At 67.9% G+C, this 15,592-nt stretch carries 17 protein-coding genes; 16 read left to right on the top strand and 1 reads right to left on the bottom strand.

All coding sequences use genetic code 11. The features are described 5' to 3' along the window. The 9 genes from WEE69_12960 to lepB form a co-directional block, all read left to right on the top strand. Positions 1-511: endonuclease VII domain-containing protein (locus tag WEE69_12960; GenBank protein ID MEX1146202.1), on the top strand; the 511-nt coding region annotated here is incomplete at its 5' end. Positions 512-522: 11 nt separating this feature from the next. After that, the gene (prcB, locus tag WEE69_12955) at positions 523-1,338 is read left to right on the top strand and encodes a proteasome subunit beta (GenBank protein ID MEX1146201.1); all 816 of its coding nucleotides are present in this window, start codon (positions 523-525) and stop codon (positions 1,336-1,338) included. Next, positions 1,335-2,018, top strand: a complete 684-nt coding sequence (prcA, locus tag WEE69_12950) for a proteasome subunit alpha (GenBank protein MEX1146200.1) — start codon at positions 1,335-1,337, stop codon at positions 2,016-2,018. Before prcB ends, prcA begins: the two co-directional genes overlap by 4 nt. A 99-nt stretch (positions 2,019-2,117) precedes the next feature. After that, positions 2,118-2,684 carry a hypothetical protein gene (locus tag WEE69_12945; GenBank protein MEX1146199.1) on the top strand — a complete coding sequence of 189 codons (567 nt, stop codon included), beginning with the start codon at positions 2,118-2,120 and terminating at the stop codon, positions 2,682-2,684. A gap of 55 nt (positions 2,685-2,739) precedes the next feature. Beyond that, the gene (gene pafA / locus WEE69_12940; GenBank protein MEX1146198.1) at positions 2,740-4,098 is read left to right on the top strand and encodes a Pup--protein ligase; all 1,359 of its coding nucleotides are present in this window, start codon (positions 2,740-2,742) and stop codon (positions 4,096-4,098) included. Between the two features lie 40 nt (positions 4,099-4,138). Beyond that, positions 4,139-5,185, top strand: coding sequence for a DUF3866 family protein (locus tag WEE69_12935; GenBank protein MEX1146197.1), 1,047 nt, complete (start codon positions 4,139-4,141; stop codon positions 5,183-5,185). After that, positions 5,182-6,111, top strand: a complete 930-nt coding sequence (locus WEE69_12930) for a WYL domain-containing protein (GenBank protein MEX1146196.1) — start codon at positions 5,182-5,184, stop codon at positions 6,109-6,111. The genes WEE69_12935 and WEE69_12930 overlap by 4 nt, the downstream gene beginning before the upstream one ends. Continuing rightward, positions 6,108-7,067 carry a WYL domain-containing protein gene (locus tag WEE69_12925; protein MEX1146195.1) on the top strand — a complete coding sequence of 320 codons (960 nt, stop codon included), beginning with the start codon at positions 6,108-6,110 and terminating at the stop codon, positions 7,065-7,067. Before WEE69_12930 ends, WEE69_12925 begins: the two co-directional genes overlap by 4 nt. A 67-nt stretch (positions 7,068-7,134) precedes the next feature. Further along, positions 7,135-7,863, top strand: coding sequence for a signal peptidase I (gene lepB / locus WEE69_12920; protein MEX1146194.1), 729 nt, complete (start codon positions 7,135-7,137; stop codon positions 7,861-7,863). Here the strand turns inward: lepB and WEE69_12915 are convergent. Next, on the bottom strand, positions 7,860-8,567 hold the full coding sequence (locus tag WEE69_12915; protein ID MEX1146193.1) for a glycerophosphodiester phosphodiesterase: 708 nt from the start codon (positions 8,565-8,567) through the stop codon (positions 7,860-7,862). The two genes, lepB and WEE69_12915, sit on opposite strands and share 4 nt — an antisense overlap. Before the next feature lie 96 nt (positions 8,568-8,663). Here WEE69_12915 and WEE69_12910 point away from each other — a divergent pair, with 96 nt between their 5' ends. From WEE69_12910 to WEE69_12880, 7 genes are all read left to right on the top strand, one after another. After that, positions 8,664-9,002, top strand: a complete 339-nt coding sequence (locus WEE69_12910) for a hypothetical protein (protein ID MEX1146192.1) — start codon at positions 8,664-8,666, stop codon at positions 9,000-9,002. Between the two features lie 101 nt (positions 9,003-9,103). Next, entirely contained in the window at positions 9,104-9,418 is a 315-nt protein-coding gene (locus WEE69_12905) for a twin-arginine translocase TatA/TatE family subunit (protein ID MEX1146191.1), read from the top strand. Positions 9,419-9,448: 30 nt separating this feature from the next. After that, positions 9,449-10,153, top strand: coding sequence for a twin-arginine translocase subunit TatC (tatC, locus tag WEE69_12900; protein ID MEX1146190.1), 705 nt, complete (start codon positions 9,449-9,451; stop codon positions 10,151-10,153). Beyond that, the gene (locus WEE69_12895) at positions 10,150-10,383 is read left to right on the top strand and encodes a hypothetical protein (protein MEX1146189.1); all 234 of its coding nucleotides are present in this window, start codon (positions 10,150-10,152) and stop codon (positions 10,381-10,383) included. Before tatC ends, WEE69_12895 begins: the two co-directional genes overlap by 4 nt. Beyond that, a complete protein-coding gene (locus WEE69_12890; GenBank protein ID MEX1146188.1) occupies positions 10,380-12,998 on the top strand; it encodes a DEAD/DEAH box helicase in 2,619 nt (872 codons plus the stop codon). Before WEE69_12895 ends, WEE69_12890 begins: the two co-directional genes overlap by 4 nt. Beyond that, positions 12,995-13,627 (top strand): hypothetical protein, encoded by a 633-nt coding sequence (locus WEE69_12885; protein ID MEX1146187.1) that lies wholly within the window; start codon positions 12,995-12,997, stop codon positions 13,625-13,627. The genes WEE69_12890 and WEE69_12885 overlap by 4 nt, the downstream gene beginning before the upstream one ends. A gap of 121 nt (positions 13,628-13,748) precedes the next feature. Next, complete coding sequence (locus WEE69_12880) at positions 13,749-15,347, top strand: FAD-dependent thymidylate synthase (GenBank protein ID MEX1146186.1); 1,599 nt, start codon at positions 13,749-13,751, stop codon at positions 15,345-15,347. Positions 15,348-15,592: the final 245 nt, after the last annotated feature.

Below are 15,592 nucleotides of genomic sequence, written 5' to 3'. Positions count from 1 at the left end.
CAAGGGCACCAAGGACGGCCTGCGGGGCGACTGCAAAGCGTGCTTCGCAGCGCGGGCGCGGGAGTGGTACCGGAACAATCGCGAGAAGGCAATCAGAAACGCCGCTGACTGGCGCAAGGCGAATCTCGAGAGAGCACGCGCAACGCGCCGTGCGCGTCATCCCTTGATTCGTGAGCGGCTCAGAGATCAGCACCTCCAGCGAACCTTCGGGATCACGCTCGAGGAGTACGGGAGGATGCTCGAAGCCCAGGGCGGTGTCTGTGCCGTGTGTCGGGAGCCTCCACGCCCCAGCGAGTCCTTCCATGTCGATCACCGCGACGAACGTTGCGGTGTTCGAGGGATCTTGTGTGTGCGCTGCAACAACGCGCTCGGTCAGCTGAGAGAGGACATCAGCATCGCGGAGCGCGCTGTCGACTATCTCGCGTGCGACGGGTTCGTGCCGAGCGGTAGATACGAGCTACGTGAGCTGGCGATCGCTCGGGCACGGGGGCTTGTTGGGGTGTCCGGCTAGCCTGACTTGCTGTGAACGAGGCGCCGTTGCCATTCTTCTCGCCCGGTTCTGATCCGGGGTCGTCGTTTGTTGACGTGTTGCGTCGGATGGCGCCGCATGGCGTTGCCGGCTCGGGTGCGCCTGACGTCGGGACCGCACTGGTCGACACGGTGCACGGCACGACCGTGGTCGCGATCCGCTTCGCGGACGGCGTGGTGATGGCTGGCGACCGGCGTGCAACGGCGGGGATGTCGATCGCGAGTCGCCGAATCGAGAAGGTGTTCCCGGCCGACGACTTCTCGGGGATCGCCATCGCGGGTGCCGCGGGGCCGGCCGTCGAGCTCGTGAAGCTGTTCCAGGTGCAGCTCGAGCACTACGAGAAGATCGAGGGCGACGGGCTGTCGCTCGACGGGAAGGCGAATCAGCTCGCGGGCATGGTGCGCGCCAACCTGCCCGCGGCGATGCAGGGACTCGTCGTCGTTCCGTTGTTTGCGGGATACGACGATCGGCGCGGTATCGGGCGCGTCTTCAGCTACGACGTGACCGGCGGCAAGTACGAGGAAGCCGACTTCCAGACCAACGGCTCCGGCGGCGTGCACGCGCGTAACTGGATCAAGGCCACGTGGCGCGAAGACCTCACGCGCAACGACTGCATCGACCTCGCGCTTCGAGCGCTCTTTGCCGCGGCCGACGAGGACGCGGCCACCGGCGGGCCCGACCTGGTCCGGCGCATCTTCCCCACGGTTGCGGTCATCGACGCCCAAGGCTTCACGCCGGTGATCGACGACGAGGTCGCAGCACGCGCCGAGCAGCAGCTCGGTGGGCGTGAGGAGGGCGCCGGGCTATGACGATGCCCTTCTACGTGTCGCCCGAGCAGGTGATGAAGGACCGGGCCGACTATGCCCGGAAGGGGATCGCTCGTGGGCGGAGCCTGGTGGCGATGAGCGCCACCGACTCGATCGTCATTGTGGCCGAGAACCCCTCGCGCACGCTCTACAAGATCAGTGAGATCTACGACCACATCGCGTTTGCAGGGGTCGGCAAGTACAACGAGTTCGAGATGCTGCGCATCGCGGGTGTGCGGCAAGCCGACGTGAAGGGGTACTCGTTCGCCCGCGAAGACGTGAACGCCCGCTCGTTGGCGAACGCCTACGCGCAGACCCTCGGCCAGATCTTCACGCATGAGATGAAGCCGTACGAGGTGGAGATCCTCGTCGCGCAGGTGGGGGAGTCGCCCGCCGAGGACGAGCTGTTCCACATCCTCTACGACGGCACCGTGATGGACGAAGAGGGCTTCAGCGTTCTCGGTGGCCAGTCGGACCAGGTTGCCGAGGCCCTCGGTGCGCAGTACCAGTTGGCGCCCGAGCGGGCTGCGGCGGTGAAGCTCGGCGCCGCTGTCCTCTCCGCGCCCGACCAGCCGCCGCTCGGGGCCGGCGCACTCGAGGTCGCGTTCCTCGATCGCGCACGGACCCGCCGCGCCTTCCAGCGCGTCCGAGGCGCCGAGCTCGAAGTGCTACTCGCCGGCTGACGAGATGAGCCCACGCCGCCTCCCGCGGGTGGGTGACAGCGCTGGCGCGGTTCGTTCGTCTATCCGGGGTAGAACGTTCGCCTTCGAGAGGGGACCACTGTGAAGTCGTGGCGGGCATGTGTGGCGGGAGCCGTCGTCGGTGTGATCGCGCTGGCGGGAACTGCCTCCGCCTCGGTCGGCGCCAAGTCGAAGCCGGTGTCGACCGCGAAGTACGCCAAGACCGTGTGCGGCGTGTACGGCAGCGTGACCGCCAAGGTGAATACCTTCATCGACTCCTACAACCAGGACACGTCCTCGACCGACCCCGAGGAGTTCCAGGGCCAGGTCGTCGACCTCACCGAGACGCTGCTCGACGATGTGTTGAGCGCCCAGACGAAGCTCAAGAAGGTGCGCCCCGACCTCGATGACGGAAAGAAGATCTCCAAGCTCTTCGTCACGGGACTCAAGACGGTGCACAGCGAGGTGTCCGACGCGCTCGAGTCGTTCCGAGCTGCGGACGCGACCGGTGTCGCGTTCCAGGCGGACATCTCGGCGTTCGAGGTCGCGATCAATCTCTTGGACTTGAAGCGCACGGATCCGTTCAGCGAGCTCAACGACCAGGATCTCCTGCAGGCGTTCGATGACGAGAAGTCCTGCAAGGACGTGGTGACGATCTTCGGCACCTGAGAGCGGCGCCACGGACTGCACCAGGACGGGGTTGCCCGCCCGGTACGCTCGGGGTGTGGAACGGCGGATCTTCGGGCTCGAGAACGAGTACGGCGTCACGTGCACACTGCGTGGGCAGCGACGTCTGAGCCCTGACGAGGTCGCGCGTTACCTCTTCCGACGCGTCGTGTCGTGGGGCCGCTCGAGCAACGTCTTCCTCGAGAACGGCGCGCGGTTGTACCTCGACGTCGGGAGCCATCCCGAATACGCGACGCCGGAATGCGACGCGATCGACGATCTCGTCGTCCATGACAAGGCGGGGGAGCGCATTCTCGAGGGCCTGGTCCGCAGCGCCGAGCAGCGGCTTCGTGAGGAGGGCATCCGGGGCGAGGTGTTCCTCTTCAAGAACAACACCGACTCCGCGGGCAACTCGTATGGCTGCCACGAGAACTACCTCGTCGAACGGGAAGGCGACTTCACCAAGTTCACCGACGTGCTGATCCCGTTCCTGGTCACCCGCCAGGTGTACGCCGGCGCCGGGAAGGTCCTCCAGACGGCCCGCGGCGCCATGTACTGCATCTCACAGCGGGCCGAGCACATCTGGGAGGGCGTGTCGAGCGCCACCACCCGCTCACGGCCGATCATCAACACCCGTGACGAGCCGCACGCCGACGCGGAGCGGTTCCGGCGCCTGCACGTGATCGTCGGCGACTCGAACATGAGCGAGTACACGACGTTCCTGAAGGTCGGCACCACGTCGATCCTCCTCCGCATGCTCGAGGAAGATCCCGGTCCCTGGCGCGATCTGTCGCTCGAGAACCCGATTCGCGCCATCCGCGAGATCAGTCATGACATGACGTGCAGGCGTCGTGTGCGACTTGCGAACGGTCGCGAGCTCTCGGCGGTGGAGATGCAAGCCGAGTACCTGAACCGAGCGATGAAGTTCGCGAAGAAGCGCGGTCTCTCACCCCTCGAGCAGCAAGCGCTCGACATGTGGGAGCACGTCATGACGCACCTCGAGAACGACCCGCTCAAGCTGCGCACCGAAATCGATTGGGTCGTGAAATACCACCTGATTGAGGCGTATCGAGAGCGTCACGACCTTCCGCTCACGCATCCCCGCGTCGCTTTGGTCGACCTCGCATATCACGACGTCACTCGCTCACGTTCGCTGTACTACCTGCTCGAGCGACGCGGCCAGGTCGACCGTACGGCGACCGATGAAGCGATCGACACCGCGGTCAGCACGCCTCCCCAGACGACGAGAGCGCGACTGCGCGGCGCGTTCATCAAGCGGGCCAAGGAGCGCAAGCGCGATTACACGGTGGACTGGGTGCACTTGAAGCTGAACGACCAGGCGCAGCGCACCGTGCTCTGCAAGGACCCGTTCAAAGCGCGTGACGAGCGCGTCGAACGGCTCATCGCTTCGTTGTAGCCGTCGCTCACCGCGGATGCCGTCGTTCCGATCGGGGACTGTGACCCGCCTCCTCGAGGAGCGCTCGGGGCTCCAGAGGGTGGAGGTCGATCTCGGCAGCGGGCCGGAGCAGGCATACGTGCTGCTCCAGCTCACGGGAACGGTCGCCCTCGGGGATCGCGTGGTCGTGAACACGACGGCCGTCGAGCTGGGGCTGGGCACGGGCGGCTGGCACGTCGTGCACTGGAACCTCGAACGTGAAGGCTGGAGCGAGCGCGGCCCCGGCCACATCATCAAGAGTCGCTACACGAGCCTGCAGGCAGACGTCGGCAGCAGCGAAGAGCACATCGAAAGCCTCGCGGAGGTCGAGTCGATCGACGGCCTGCCTGTCGTCGCGGCGGCCCTGCACAGCCAGCTACCGGCCGTGGCCGTCGCCGTGAAGGAACGGTGCCCGACGGCGCGTGTCGTCTACGTCATGACCGATGGCGCCGGGCTCCCGATCGCGATGTCGGATCTCGTGTACGAGCTTCGCGACCGTGCACTCGTCGATGCGACGGTGACCTGCGGTCACGCCTTCGGTGGCGACTTCGAAGCGGTGTCGATCTTCTCGGCGTTGGCGGTCGCCAAGCATGTCGCCGAGGCCGACGTTGCTGTCGTCGCGATGGGGCCAGGGATCGTGGGCACGAACACCCGCCTGGGCTTCTCGGGCATGGAGGTTGGTCCGGTGCTCGACGCCGTTGCGGCGCTCCAAGGGATTCCCATCGCCGCGCTGCGCGTGTCGTTCGCCGATCCGAGACCGCGCCATTACGGCTTGTCGCACCACAGCGCGACCGCGCTGCGGCTTGCATGTCGAGAGCGAGTGCGGGTGGCGTTCCCGCTCGTCGGCGGTGCGGAGGAGGAGCGGTTGCGAGCGGACCTCGCGACAGCAGGCATCGATACCCGTCACGACCTGGTCGAAGTCGACCCGCCGGACGTGCTGAAGCTCTTCGCTCAGCACCAGCTCGACATCGTCTCGATGGGGCGAAGCGCCGCCGACGATCCGGTTTTGTTCCTAGCGGCTGCCGCCGCCGGCATCGTCGCGGTGGATGCGATGCAGACGAACCCATGACCGACCGAGTGGAACGGCTCGTGAACCTGACGGCGACGCTCCTCGACACGCGACGACCACTCTCGCTCGAAGAGCTGGCCGAACGACTGGAGCCGGCTTACCCGACGGAAAAGAGCGCGCGGCGCCGCGCGTTCGAGCGCGACAAGGAGACCCTGCGGGATCTGGGCGTGCCCGTTGCCGTGGAGACGATCGACGGCTTGGGCGGGGAACCCGGGTATCGGATCCGCCCGGAGGACTACTACCTGCCCGACCTCGGTCTCAGCGCGGACGAGCGGGCGGCGCTGCACGTGGCGATCACCGCGGTCCGACTCGTCGGCGGCGCGGGTCGTGAAGGTCTGCGCAAGCTGGGTGGGTTCGAGGGATCTGCCGCTACGCCACTGGCGGAGCTGGAGGCGACTCCCGCGCTCCCTGATCTCTTCGACGCCGTCACGAAGCGCCGCGTCGTGACGTTCGAGTACCGGGGCGAGACGCGCAGCCTTGAGCCGTACGGAGTCGTGCACCGGTTCGGGCACTGGTACGTCGTCGGACGCGACCAAGAGCGTCAAGCGCCACGCGCGTTTCGCGTGGAGCGCATCGAAGGATCACCCGCGTACGGAGATGCCGGCGCGTTCGTCTCACCGCCCGATGTCGACCCGGCCGAGTACCTACGAGCCGACCCTCTCACGTACGGCGACGAACAGCCGGTGCAAGCGCGCGTGTTGGTGGATGCAACCCGCGCCGCGTGGGTGGTCGACGAGCTGGGTGAAGACGCGGTCGTCGAACGGCGCAAGGACGGCGCGGTCGTCGTCGGTCTCTCGGTCGTCAACCGTGCCGCCTTCCGCACCTGGGTCCTCGGCCTGTTGGAGCACGCCGAGGTGATCGCGCCCGAGGAGCTTCGGAGCGACGTCATCGAGTGGCTTCGCAACCTGGTGGCGGCATCGCAATGACCCGCACTCCGCCGTCCGGCCCGCGCCTCGAGCGGATGCTCGCGCTCGTGCCGTGGATCCTGACCCATCCCGGGGTGACGATTCCCGAGCTCGCGCAGCGCTTCGAGATCGACGCGCACGAGATCGAGCGCGATCTCGAGCTGCTGCCGATGTGCGGGCTCCCGCCGTACACGGCCGACCGACTGATCGATGTGTGGGTCGCTGACGACGGCGCCGTATCGCTGCGACTCGCTGAGTACTTCGAGCGGCCGCTCCGACTCACACCGGCCGAGGGCATCGCACTGTTGGCGGCAGGCCGAGCCTTGCTCGCGGTCCCCGGTGCTGACGCCGAGGGCCCGCTGGCCAGCGCGCTGGACAAGGTCGAGCACGCCCTCGGGGCGCGCGGTGGGGTGGCGGTCGACGTGGGCGACGCAGGAGATCTCCAACAGCTCCGGGAAGCCGTCGCGGCTCACGCACAGCTGGAGATCGAGTATTACTCGTTTGCCCGCGACGAGATGACGACCCGCGTCGTTGACCCCGCGCGCGTGTTCCATGCGTTCGGCGAGTGGTACCTCGCCGCGTACTGCCACGCCGCGGGCGGGGATCGACTCTTCCGCGTGGATCGGATCCGGTCGGTTCGCTCAACCGGGGAGACGATCACGACCCCGATCAAGCCTGCTAGCACGGACGAGGACTTCAGCGACCTCGTGTACCGACCCGATCCTGGTGATCTCCGGGTGAAGCTGCGCCTCGCACCGGAGGCCGCGTGGGTTGTCGAGAACCTGCCGACCGAGTCGGTGACCCCGCGAACGCGCGGCCGTGTCGACGTCGTGCTCCCCGTGAGCGCCGCGGGGTTCCTCGAGCGGCTCGTCCTGGGTCTCGGACCTGCGGTCGAGGTACTGGACCCGCCCGAAGCGCGTCAGGTCGTCGGTTCTGCGGCCGCGCGCGTCCTGGCGCGGTACGAATCGACACGGTGACGCCCTCGACCCGAGCCCGGAGCACGCGCCCCGACGTGCGAGGATGGGCCGCCGTGGAGCACCCTTCGTGACCAATGCTGGCCCGACGGGGCCTGGAGGATACGACGGAGACGCGACCGCGGTCCTCCCCGCGTCGAGGATTCAAGGCAGTGGGATCGACGACGGGTCGCCGCCGAAGTCCCGACGACGTCTGAGTCGCTTCGAGCGCATCGTGGTCGAGTGGGTGCTGCTGATCGTGGCAGCCGTCACGATCGCGGTGCTCATCAAGACCTTCCTCTTTCAGGCCTTCTACATCCCCTCGGCTTCGATGCAGCCCACGCTCGACGTCAAGGACCGCGTCCTCGTGAACAAGCTGAGCTACGAGTTCCACGATGTGAACCGTGGCGACATCGTCGTTTTCGAGGCACCGGCGTGCGCTCGCACCGACGACGTGGAGGACTTCGTGAAGCGGGTGATCGGACTCCCCGGTGACACCGTGACCGCGGATGCGAACGGGTCCGTGCTGATCAACGGACGCGTCCTGAAAGAGCCCTACCTGCCCGAGGGCGCCCGGACAGACTTCGACGAGCAGACGCCGTCGGAGCCGTCCTGTGTGAACGACGCCGGGACCAAGCCGTGCGGTGAACCAGCCGGCGCCGAGGCAGGATGCGTCGTCCCGGCGGGCACAGTGCTCGTGCTCGGTGACAATCGCCTGAGCTCCCGCGACGGCCGCGTGTTCGGCCCGATCGATCAGGACCTCATCATCGGCCGCGTCTTCGTCCGCATCTGGCCCATCGGTGATATTGGTTTTCTTTAGCTAGCGGCCGGCCCGTCGATTGTCTCGACCATGCGCGCGACGTGGTCGGAGTAGACCGCGTCGATGCCGATCGTGTGCATGGCTTGCAGGTGACGCACTTCTTGTGTGTCCCATGCGAACGCCTTGACCTCGAAGCGGTGGAACAGCGCGACCAAGCCCGCGGTCCACTCCGAGTGGTGCATGTTCATCACCTCGATGCGCGCCTCGGCGAGGTCAGCGGCGTGTCGCTCGAGTGGCGTCTGGAGGCGGGATTTCGTCTGCGAGTGCACGAGGTGCACATCCGGAGCCACGTCACGCAGCGCCCGCAACGCGCGCCGGGACGGCGAGCACAGCCAGAGCCGGCCCGGGTCGCCCGACTCGCGGGCGAGCTCGACGATCCGCTCGCCCACGCCGCCGTCCTTCAGGTCGATCGAGAGCTCGTAGGCCGACCCGAGCTTCTCGTACAGGTCGGCCAGCCGGGGCACCCCCAGGTCGTGGAGACGGGCGGCGCTGGTCGTCGGAACCGGGATCCGGCGGGGGACCACACCCAGGCGGGCGCCCCGTACCCAGCTGTTGTGCACGAGGACCACCTGCCCGTCGCCCGAGAGCCAGGCATCGGTCTCGAGGCCTCGAGCGCCGTGCTCGATGGCATACCGGAAGGCGGGGAGCGTGTTCTCGGGGTGCTGGGCTCTTGCCCCGCGATGGGCGAAAGTGATGGGGGTCACGGAGGCCGCATCGTACGGGCGCCGTTGGGCGGATCTTGACCGTAGGCCCCGGAACCGGGCCTCAAGGGCCCCTGGGGCCGTGCCGATGGACCCTGTGTGGCAACGATCAAGGCCGAGTGCCAGAGCTGCGGAGCGGTCCGCTTGCGGGTCGTCGACCTCACCGTCCGGGTGTGCGTCGACGACGACCGCGGTGCCTATCGCTTCCGCTGCCCGCGCTGCGCCGGCGCCGTCGTCCACGAGGCGACCCCGGCGATCTGTGCCCTGCTGGTCTCGGTAGGAGTCCGCGAGGAGGTCTGGCGGCTGCCCGCCGAGCTCCAGGAGGCCCACGACGGGCCCGCGCTCACGCCCGACGATCTCCTCGACTTCCACCTCCTTCTCGAACGTGGCGACTGGGCCGACCATCTCAACGCCCTCGTCGGCGACACACCGGCTTGAGCCTCCGCCTTCGGCTCGCGCCCAAGGCAGCTACCCAGACCCGCGGCGGTACGATCCCGCGGAGCAAGGTGCGCTGAAACCCAGGGGACAAGGAGCGCTGCGTGTCGCTCGGCCCAGCCGAGATCCTCGTGATCTTCGTGATCGCGCTGCTCGTGTTCGGACCGAACCGGCTCCCCGAGATCGGTCGGCAGGTCGGCAAAGGCGTGCGCGAGATCCGGAAGTTCCAGCAGACCCTGCGGAGCGACTTCGACGACGTGCTCGCCGACGACGAGTCGGACCACGTCGAGCCCGCGCCAACCCTCCCGCCCCTCGCTGAGGACACGCCGACTGCCCAGGCCGGTGACGCGGTGTCGACGCCCGACATCGATGACGCCGGGCCACCTCCCGACCCGGCGACACCGACCGACCCGCAGTAACCCGTGGCTCCACGCGCCCACGACGGCCGCATGACCGTCGTCGAGCACCTCACTGAGCTCCGGCGGCGGATCATGATCTCGCTCGTTGCGGTCATCGCGTTCGCGGTGGTCGCCTACGTGTTCGCCCCCGACGTCATCAGGGAGCTGCTGGACTTCTACATCGACGCTGCCCCCAAGGGCACGAAGCACTACTTCATCTTCACCGGGCCCGTCGACGCCTTCGTCACCCGCCTGCGCGTGGCGACGTACGGCGGCATCCTGCTCGCGGTCCCGGTGTGGCTCTGGCAGCTGTGGCGCTTCATCACGCCTGGCCTGCACGTACGCGAGAAGCGCTACGCGGTGCCGTTCGTCCTCACGTCGGTGCTGCTTTTCGTGCTCGGCGGTGTCGTCGCGCTGATCACGTTGCCCCAGGCGCTCGACTTCCTCCTCAGCGCTGGTGGTGAGGATCTCCAGCCCCTGCTCACCGCAGACAAGTACATCTCGCTGGTCACACTGATGATCCTCGCGTTCGGCTTGGCCTTCGAGTTTCCGGTCATCCTGGTGTTCCTGCTGATCGCCCGGGTGCTGAGCGTGCAGCGGCTGGTGAAGTGGCGTCGGTGGGCCGTCGTGCTGATCTTCGCCTTCGCTGCGGTGATCACGCCGAGCCAGGACCCCTACTCTCTGTTCTTCATGGCTCTACCGATGTACTTCTTCTACGAGGGCAGCATCCTGATCGGGAAGGCGCTCAAGCGATGAGCCCGTCGCGCGCGCCCGCGCGTGGATACCGCCCGCCGCGCCCCCGCGGTGAGGTGCTCACCGCCGTGCTCGGGGTTGCTCTCGTCGTAGCCGTGGCGTCAGCCCTCATCTGGCTCCTCGCGCCCGATGACCCCGACGCGGACATACCCGAGTTCACCCCACCGCCGATCACCGCCACGACGACCCCCCCGCCCTCATCCACGACCACGCCGAGCACAGCTCCGGGGTGAGCCACCGCGCCGAGTTCGAGGCGGCGCGGGGATTTCCGCTCGACGAGTTCCAGCGCCAGGCGATCGATGCGCTCGACGCGGGTCGCTCGGTCCTCGTCGCCGCGCCGACCGGGTCGGGCAAGACGCTCGTCGCCGAGTACGCGATCGAGCGCTCGCTCGCGCTCGGCGGCAAGGTGTTCTACACGACCCCGCTCAAGGCGTTGTCGAACCAGAAGTTCGGTGACTTTCGCAAGGCATACGGCCAGGATCGCGTCGGTCTGCTGACGGGCGACAACTCGGTGAACGGTGACGCGCCGATCGTGGTGATGACCACAGAGGTGCTGCGCAACATGATCTACGCAGCATCGGGGACGCTCGAGGGTCTGCGCTACGTCGTGCTCGACGAGGTGCATTTCCTCCAGGACCGGTATCGGGGTGCCGTCTGGGAAGAGGTGATCATCCATCTGGCGCCGGAGATCGATCTCGTGTGTCTGTCCGCCACGGTGTCGAACGCCGAGGAGCTCGCGGAGTGGATCGAGACTGTTCGCGGCTCGACCGCTGCGGTGATCGAAGAGCGCCGGCCGGTCGTGCTCCACCACCGGTACCTCGTGGGGGAGCGGGGTGTTGACGCGCTCCACCTTCTGCCTACCTTCGTGGGGAGCGAAGACGACCTCGCGCCGAATCCACAGGTGATTAAGCTCGATCGGCGAATGGGGCGCGGCCCCCGCGTGCGGGGCCGGGTGCCCAGTGGTCTCCGCCCTCCTCAGCGCGTCGAGATGCTGGATCTGATGGTGCAGGAGCGGCTGCTCCCCGCGATCGTGTTCGTCTTCAGTCGGGCCGGGTGTGAGCAGGCGGTCGAACAATGCCGGGCCAGCGGTACGCGACTCACAACGCCGGACGAGGCCGCGCGCATCCGGGCCATTGCCGACGCTCACACCGAGGGCATCGCCGAGGACGACTTGCACGCGTTGGGATACCCGGCGTGGCGAGCCGGACTCGAAGCCGGTTTGGCCTCGCACCATGCCGGTCTCGTGCCGCCGATGAAGGAAGCGGTCGAGGAGGCATTCGCGGCCGGACTCATCAAGGTCGTGTTCGCAACGGAGACCCTGGCGCTCGGCATCAATATGCCGGCGCGCTCGGTGGTGATCGAAAAGCTGACGAAGTTCACCGGGGAGCGCCACGAGATGCTGACGCCCGGTGAGTACACGCAGCTCACCGGGCGAGCCGGCCGGCGGGGGATCGACGACGTGGGCTACGCGGTCGTGTGCTGGAGCCCGTGGGTGCCCTTCGAGCAGGTCGCGGGATTGGCCTCACGCCGAACCGACGCGCTGCGGTCGTCGTTCCGACCCACGTACAACATGACCGTCAACCTCGTGCGGCGCTACACGAGTGGAGCCGCGCACCACCTGCTCAACCTGTCATTCGCTCAGTTCCATGCCGACCGCGACGTCGTGGCGCTCGAGCGTCAGCTCGAGCGCGCCCGGGTCGACCTCGAGCGCGAGCACGAGCGGGCGAAGAGTCCGCACGGCGACGTCGCTGAGTACCGGAAGCTGCGGCTCGAGCTCGACGAAGTCCGGCGGGACCGAGGCTCGAACCGCCGGGCTGCGAATGCGCTGCTCGCGCTGCAACCAGGAGACGTTGTCTGGACGCGCCGGCGCGGCAAGGTGGTCGTCCTCGCGCACGACGAGCGCCGGAGCGGTCCGCGCTTGCTCGCGTTGTCACCATCGCGGCAACTCGTTCGCCTCGGGACCGACGACTTCGAGCATGTTCCGGAGGCGGTCGCTCGCATCGAGCTGCCCGAGCCGTTCGCCCCGCGCAGCCGTGCGTTCCAACGGGAGGCCGGCGATGCCTTGCGACGTGTACGTGCGCGCCAGTCGCGGGGGCGTTCGAGCGCGGACCGGGTGGAGGAGCTCTCCGACGCGATCGCGGATCATCCCGTGAACTCCGACCAGCAACGGGAAGCGCGCGTGCGCGCGGTAATAGCGATCGAACGGCTCGAACGTGACATTCAGCGGATCGAGCGGCGCGTTCGCGGTCGGAACGAGAGCCTGGCCCGTCAGCTGGACCAGGTTCGTCAGCTGCTCGAGTCGTGGGCTTACGTCGATGGATGGACACTGGCACCGGCAGGGGAGCTGCTGGCGCGGCTGTACACCGAGACCGACCTGTTGCTGGCCGAGTCGTTGCGCGAGGGTTTGCTCGACGGTCTCACGGTGCCCGAGACCGTGGCGGTCGTGTCGTGCTTTGCCTACGAGCGCCGGGGGTCGGACGGTGGGGATCCCGCGCCTCCGATGCGATGGCCGAGCGGTCGCGTGGCCGAGCGCGCACGCGGGGTGGAGCGGTTGTGGCGTTCGCTCAGCGCGGCGGAGAGCGACGCAGGGTTGCCGCAGACCCGAGCGCCGGATCCCGGCTTCACGCCGTACGCATACGAATGGGCGAACGGTGACGAGCTGGTGGCGATCCTCGACGATGACGAGCTCGCCGGCGGCGACTTCGTCCGCAACATCAAGCAGTGCGTCGACCTGCTCGGTCAGATCGCCGACGGCGCGCCGGACGAGACGACCAGGGCGACGGCTCGTTCGGGCATTGACGCGTGCTTGCGAGGGGTGATCCGCGCCGCCACCGTTGTGGCCTCGTGACGACCGACGGCGGGCTCGAGGGCGATCACGTCATCGGGGTCGTCGGCGGTGATGCACGATTGGCCGAGGCGGCGATGGCTCAGCCAGGTGCCAGCGTGCGCTTTGTGCCCGACTCCACGAGCGACATCGCGCGCGCGCTCGGGCTCACTGCTGGAGCGGGGCTGCGTGCTCCAGTCTCACTGGACGTGCTCATGGTCGACACGATCGGCGCAGCGGTCAACATGGTGGTGCTGGGCACGGCCCCTGACCGTCGGCGCGCGGTCTTTCGATCTCGGAAGTGCCGGGTGGAAGTGGACGGTCGAGTGGTGTGGGACAACGGTGCGACCGGCGTGGTCGTCGCCAACGGTGAGTACCTGCGTGGCCTCGACGTGGTTCCGCGTGGCCATCCTGGCGACGGCCGCCTCGAAGTGCACGTGTACGCGATGGGTTCCGCGCAGGCCAAGCAGATGCGCGCGCGGTTGGCCACCGGGACCCACCTTCCGCACCCAGGGATCCACACGACCCAGGGGTCGTCGGTCACCGTCCGCTGGGACCGCCCGGTTCGATGTGAGGTCGACGGGGTGAGGGGTGGCCGGGCCCGGACGGCCCGGGTGGCGTTGGCGCCCGGTGCCCTGACGCTGGTTCCGTAGCCGCCTCCTGGCTCCATCCCTGGGGCAGCGGGGGGCCGTCGGTACCATCGGCGACCGTCCCGGCCGACGGGAGCCGAGGCGGCGAGACGAGACCCGATCGAGGATCGAGGACAGCACCAAGATGCAGTACGCGGTCGAGCGCTTCACCGCCGACGAAGAGACGACGCTCCGGCCGTACTTCACGAGCCTCGACTGCCCGGTGTTCGCGTTGGTCAACCTGCCCGAGGTCGTCAAGGGGGCCTTGTTCGCGCGGTACTCGCGGTCGCCGAAGAGCCTCCGCCGGCTCTTCCTCGACGAGTTCGTCGGCGATCTTGACCTCACCGGCGACCTCACGGTCGACGCGAGCATCGGCTTGACTCGAGCCGAGGAGCTCTACGACCGCGTGTTCCTCGAATACGGCGACGACTCGGTCGCGCAGCTCGGTGGTGTGCACCTGGCGTGCGAGCAGGCGTCGAACGTGTTGACGAAGATCCTTGAGTGGGGGCGCCTCATGGCGTACCTCGAGCAGTCCACTCGTTACATCCCATACGACACTCGCCTCGACGGCCGGTACCGCTTCTACCGCCCGCGGAGCGTGCTCGAGTCAGAACTCGGTCTCCGGTACATCGCCGACATGGACGCCAGCTTCGACACCTATTCACGATGTCTCCCGCTGCTGACCGACTGGGCCCGAGAGGCGTTCCCGAAGCAGGCTGGTGACACCGACTTCGTCTACAAGCAGACGATCAAGGCGAAGGCGTGCGATGCCGCGCGTGGGTTGCTCCCCGCGGCGACGCTCTCGAACGTGGGCATCTACGGGACCGGCCAAGCCTTCGAGGCGTTGCTGCTGCGGATGCGCGCGCATCCCTTGCCCGAAGCCCGCGTCTACGCCGCCATGATGCTCGACGAGCTGCGCAAGGTGATCCCTTCGTTCCTCACACGAGTCGACCGCGAAGATCGTGGTATCGCGTGGAGTGACTACCTCGAGCAGACGCGCGTCGAGACCGAGGCGGTGGTCGCGCGGATCTTCGCGGACGTCGATCCCGAGCCGCGTCCGGCCGTCGCGCTGACCGACTTCGACCCGGAGGGCGAAGACAAGGTCCTGGCCGCGATCTGTTATCCGAACGTCGCCATGCCAGACGACCAGGTGCTGCGGCGGGTCCGCGCGCTTGGCGCCGACGATCGGTTGGCCCTGCTCGACGCATACGTGGGGGACCGCGCCAACCGGCGACACAAGCCCGGGCGCGCGTTCGAGCGGACCGGTTACCGATTCGACGTGCTGACCGATTACGGGGCCTTCCGCGACCTCCAGCGCCACCGGATGCTGACCATCGAATGGCAGGCGCTCACGCCCGAGCACGGCTACGAGGTGCCGGACGAGGTGGGGGACGCTGGGCTGACGGCGGAGTTCGACGAGACCATGGAGCGATCGGCGGCTCTGCACGACGACATCTTCGACCTCTTCCCACGCGAGGCTCCGTACGCGGTCGCGCTCGCGCACCGAGTGCGCTTCGCGATGCAGCTGAACGCTCGTGAGGCGATGCACATGCTCGAGCTGCGGACGTCGCCTCAGGGCCATCCGGCGTACCGTCGGGTCTGCCAGGAGATGCACCACCTCATCGAACAGCAGGCGGGCCACCGGGCCCTTGCCGCGGCGATGCGCCACGTCGATCACGAGACGTACGGGCTCGAGCGGCTCGAGTCCGAGCGCGCGGCCGAGGCCAAGCGCGCTGCTCGTTGACGGACCACGAAAATCGCGAGGCGGTGACCAGCATCAACGCGCGACAGTGCAGGTCAGGCCGGTGATCGCGCGCTTGACAGCGGAGCGGTTCTTCGGGCGTACTACCTGTCGTCCCGACCCCGGTTGTCGTCGCGACCTCGAGGAGGAGCGCGCCGGCGTGCCGGACACGCGGGCACCGGGGGCTCAGGAGACCAAGTAGAGAAGGCTGCGATAACCCGCTCGCCAACGGCGAGGTGGGCTAAGCA

The sequence above is a fragment of the Acidimicrobiia bacterium genome (assembly GCA_040881685.1).
In the GTDB taxonomy this organism is placed as follows: Bacteria; Actinomycetota; Acidimicrobiia; order IMCC26256; family PALSA-555; genus SHVJ01.
The sequence above is the reverse complement of the archived record's forward strand: the minus strand, read 5'-3'. Positions and strand labels throughout refer to the sequence as shown.

Excerpts from the sequence above, each read along its gene's own strand:
- WEE69_12880 (MEX1146186.1), top strand. The coding sequence starts at position 13,749 with ATGCAGTACGCGGTCGAGCGCTTCACCGCCGACGAAGAGACGACGCTC.
- WEE69_12925 (MEX1146195.1), top strand. The coding sequence starts at position 6,108 with ATGACCCGCACTCCGCCGTCCGGCCCGCGCCTCGAGCGGATGCTCGCG.
- tatC (MEX1146190.1), top strand. The coding sequence starts at position 9,449 with ATGACCGTCGTCGAGCACCTCACTGAGCTCCGGCGGCGGATCATGATC.
- prcA (MEX1146200.1), top strand. The coding sequence starts at position 1,335 with ATGACGATGCCCTTCTACGTGTCGCCCGAGCAGGTGATGAAGGACCGG.
- WEE69_12895 (MEX1146189.1), top strand. The coding sequence starts at position 10,150 with ATGAGCCCGTCGCGCGCGCCCGCGCGTGGATACCGCCCGCCGCGCCCC.
- WEE69_12930 (MEX1146196.1), top strand. The coding sequence starts at position 5,182 with ATGACCGACCGAGTGGAACGGCTCGTGAACCTGACGGCGACGCTCCTC.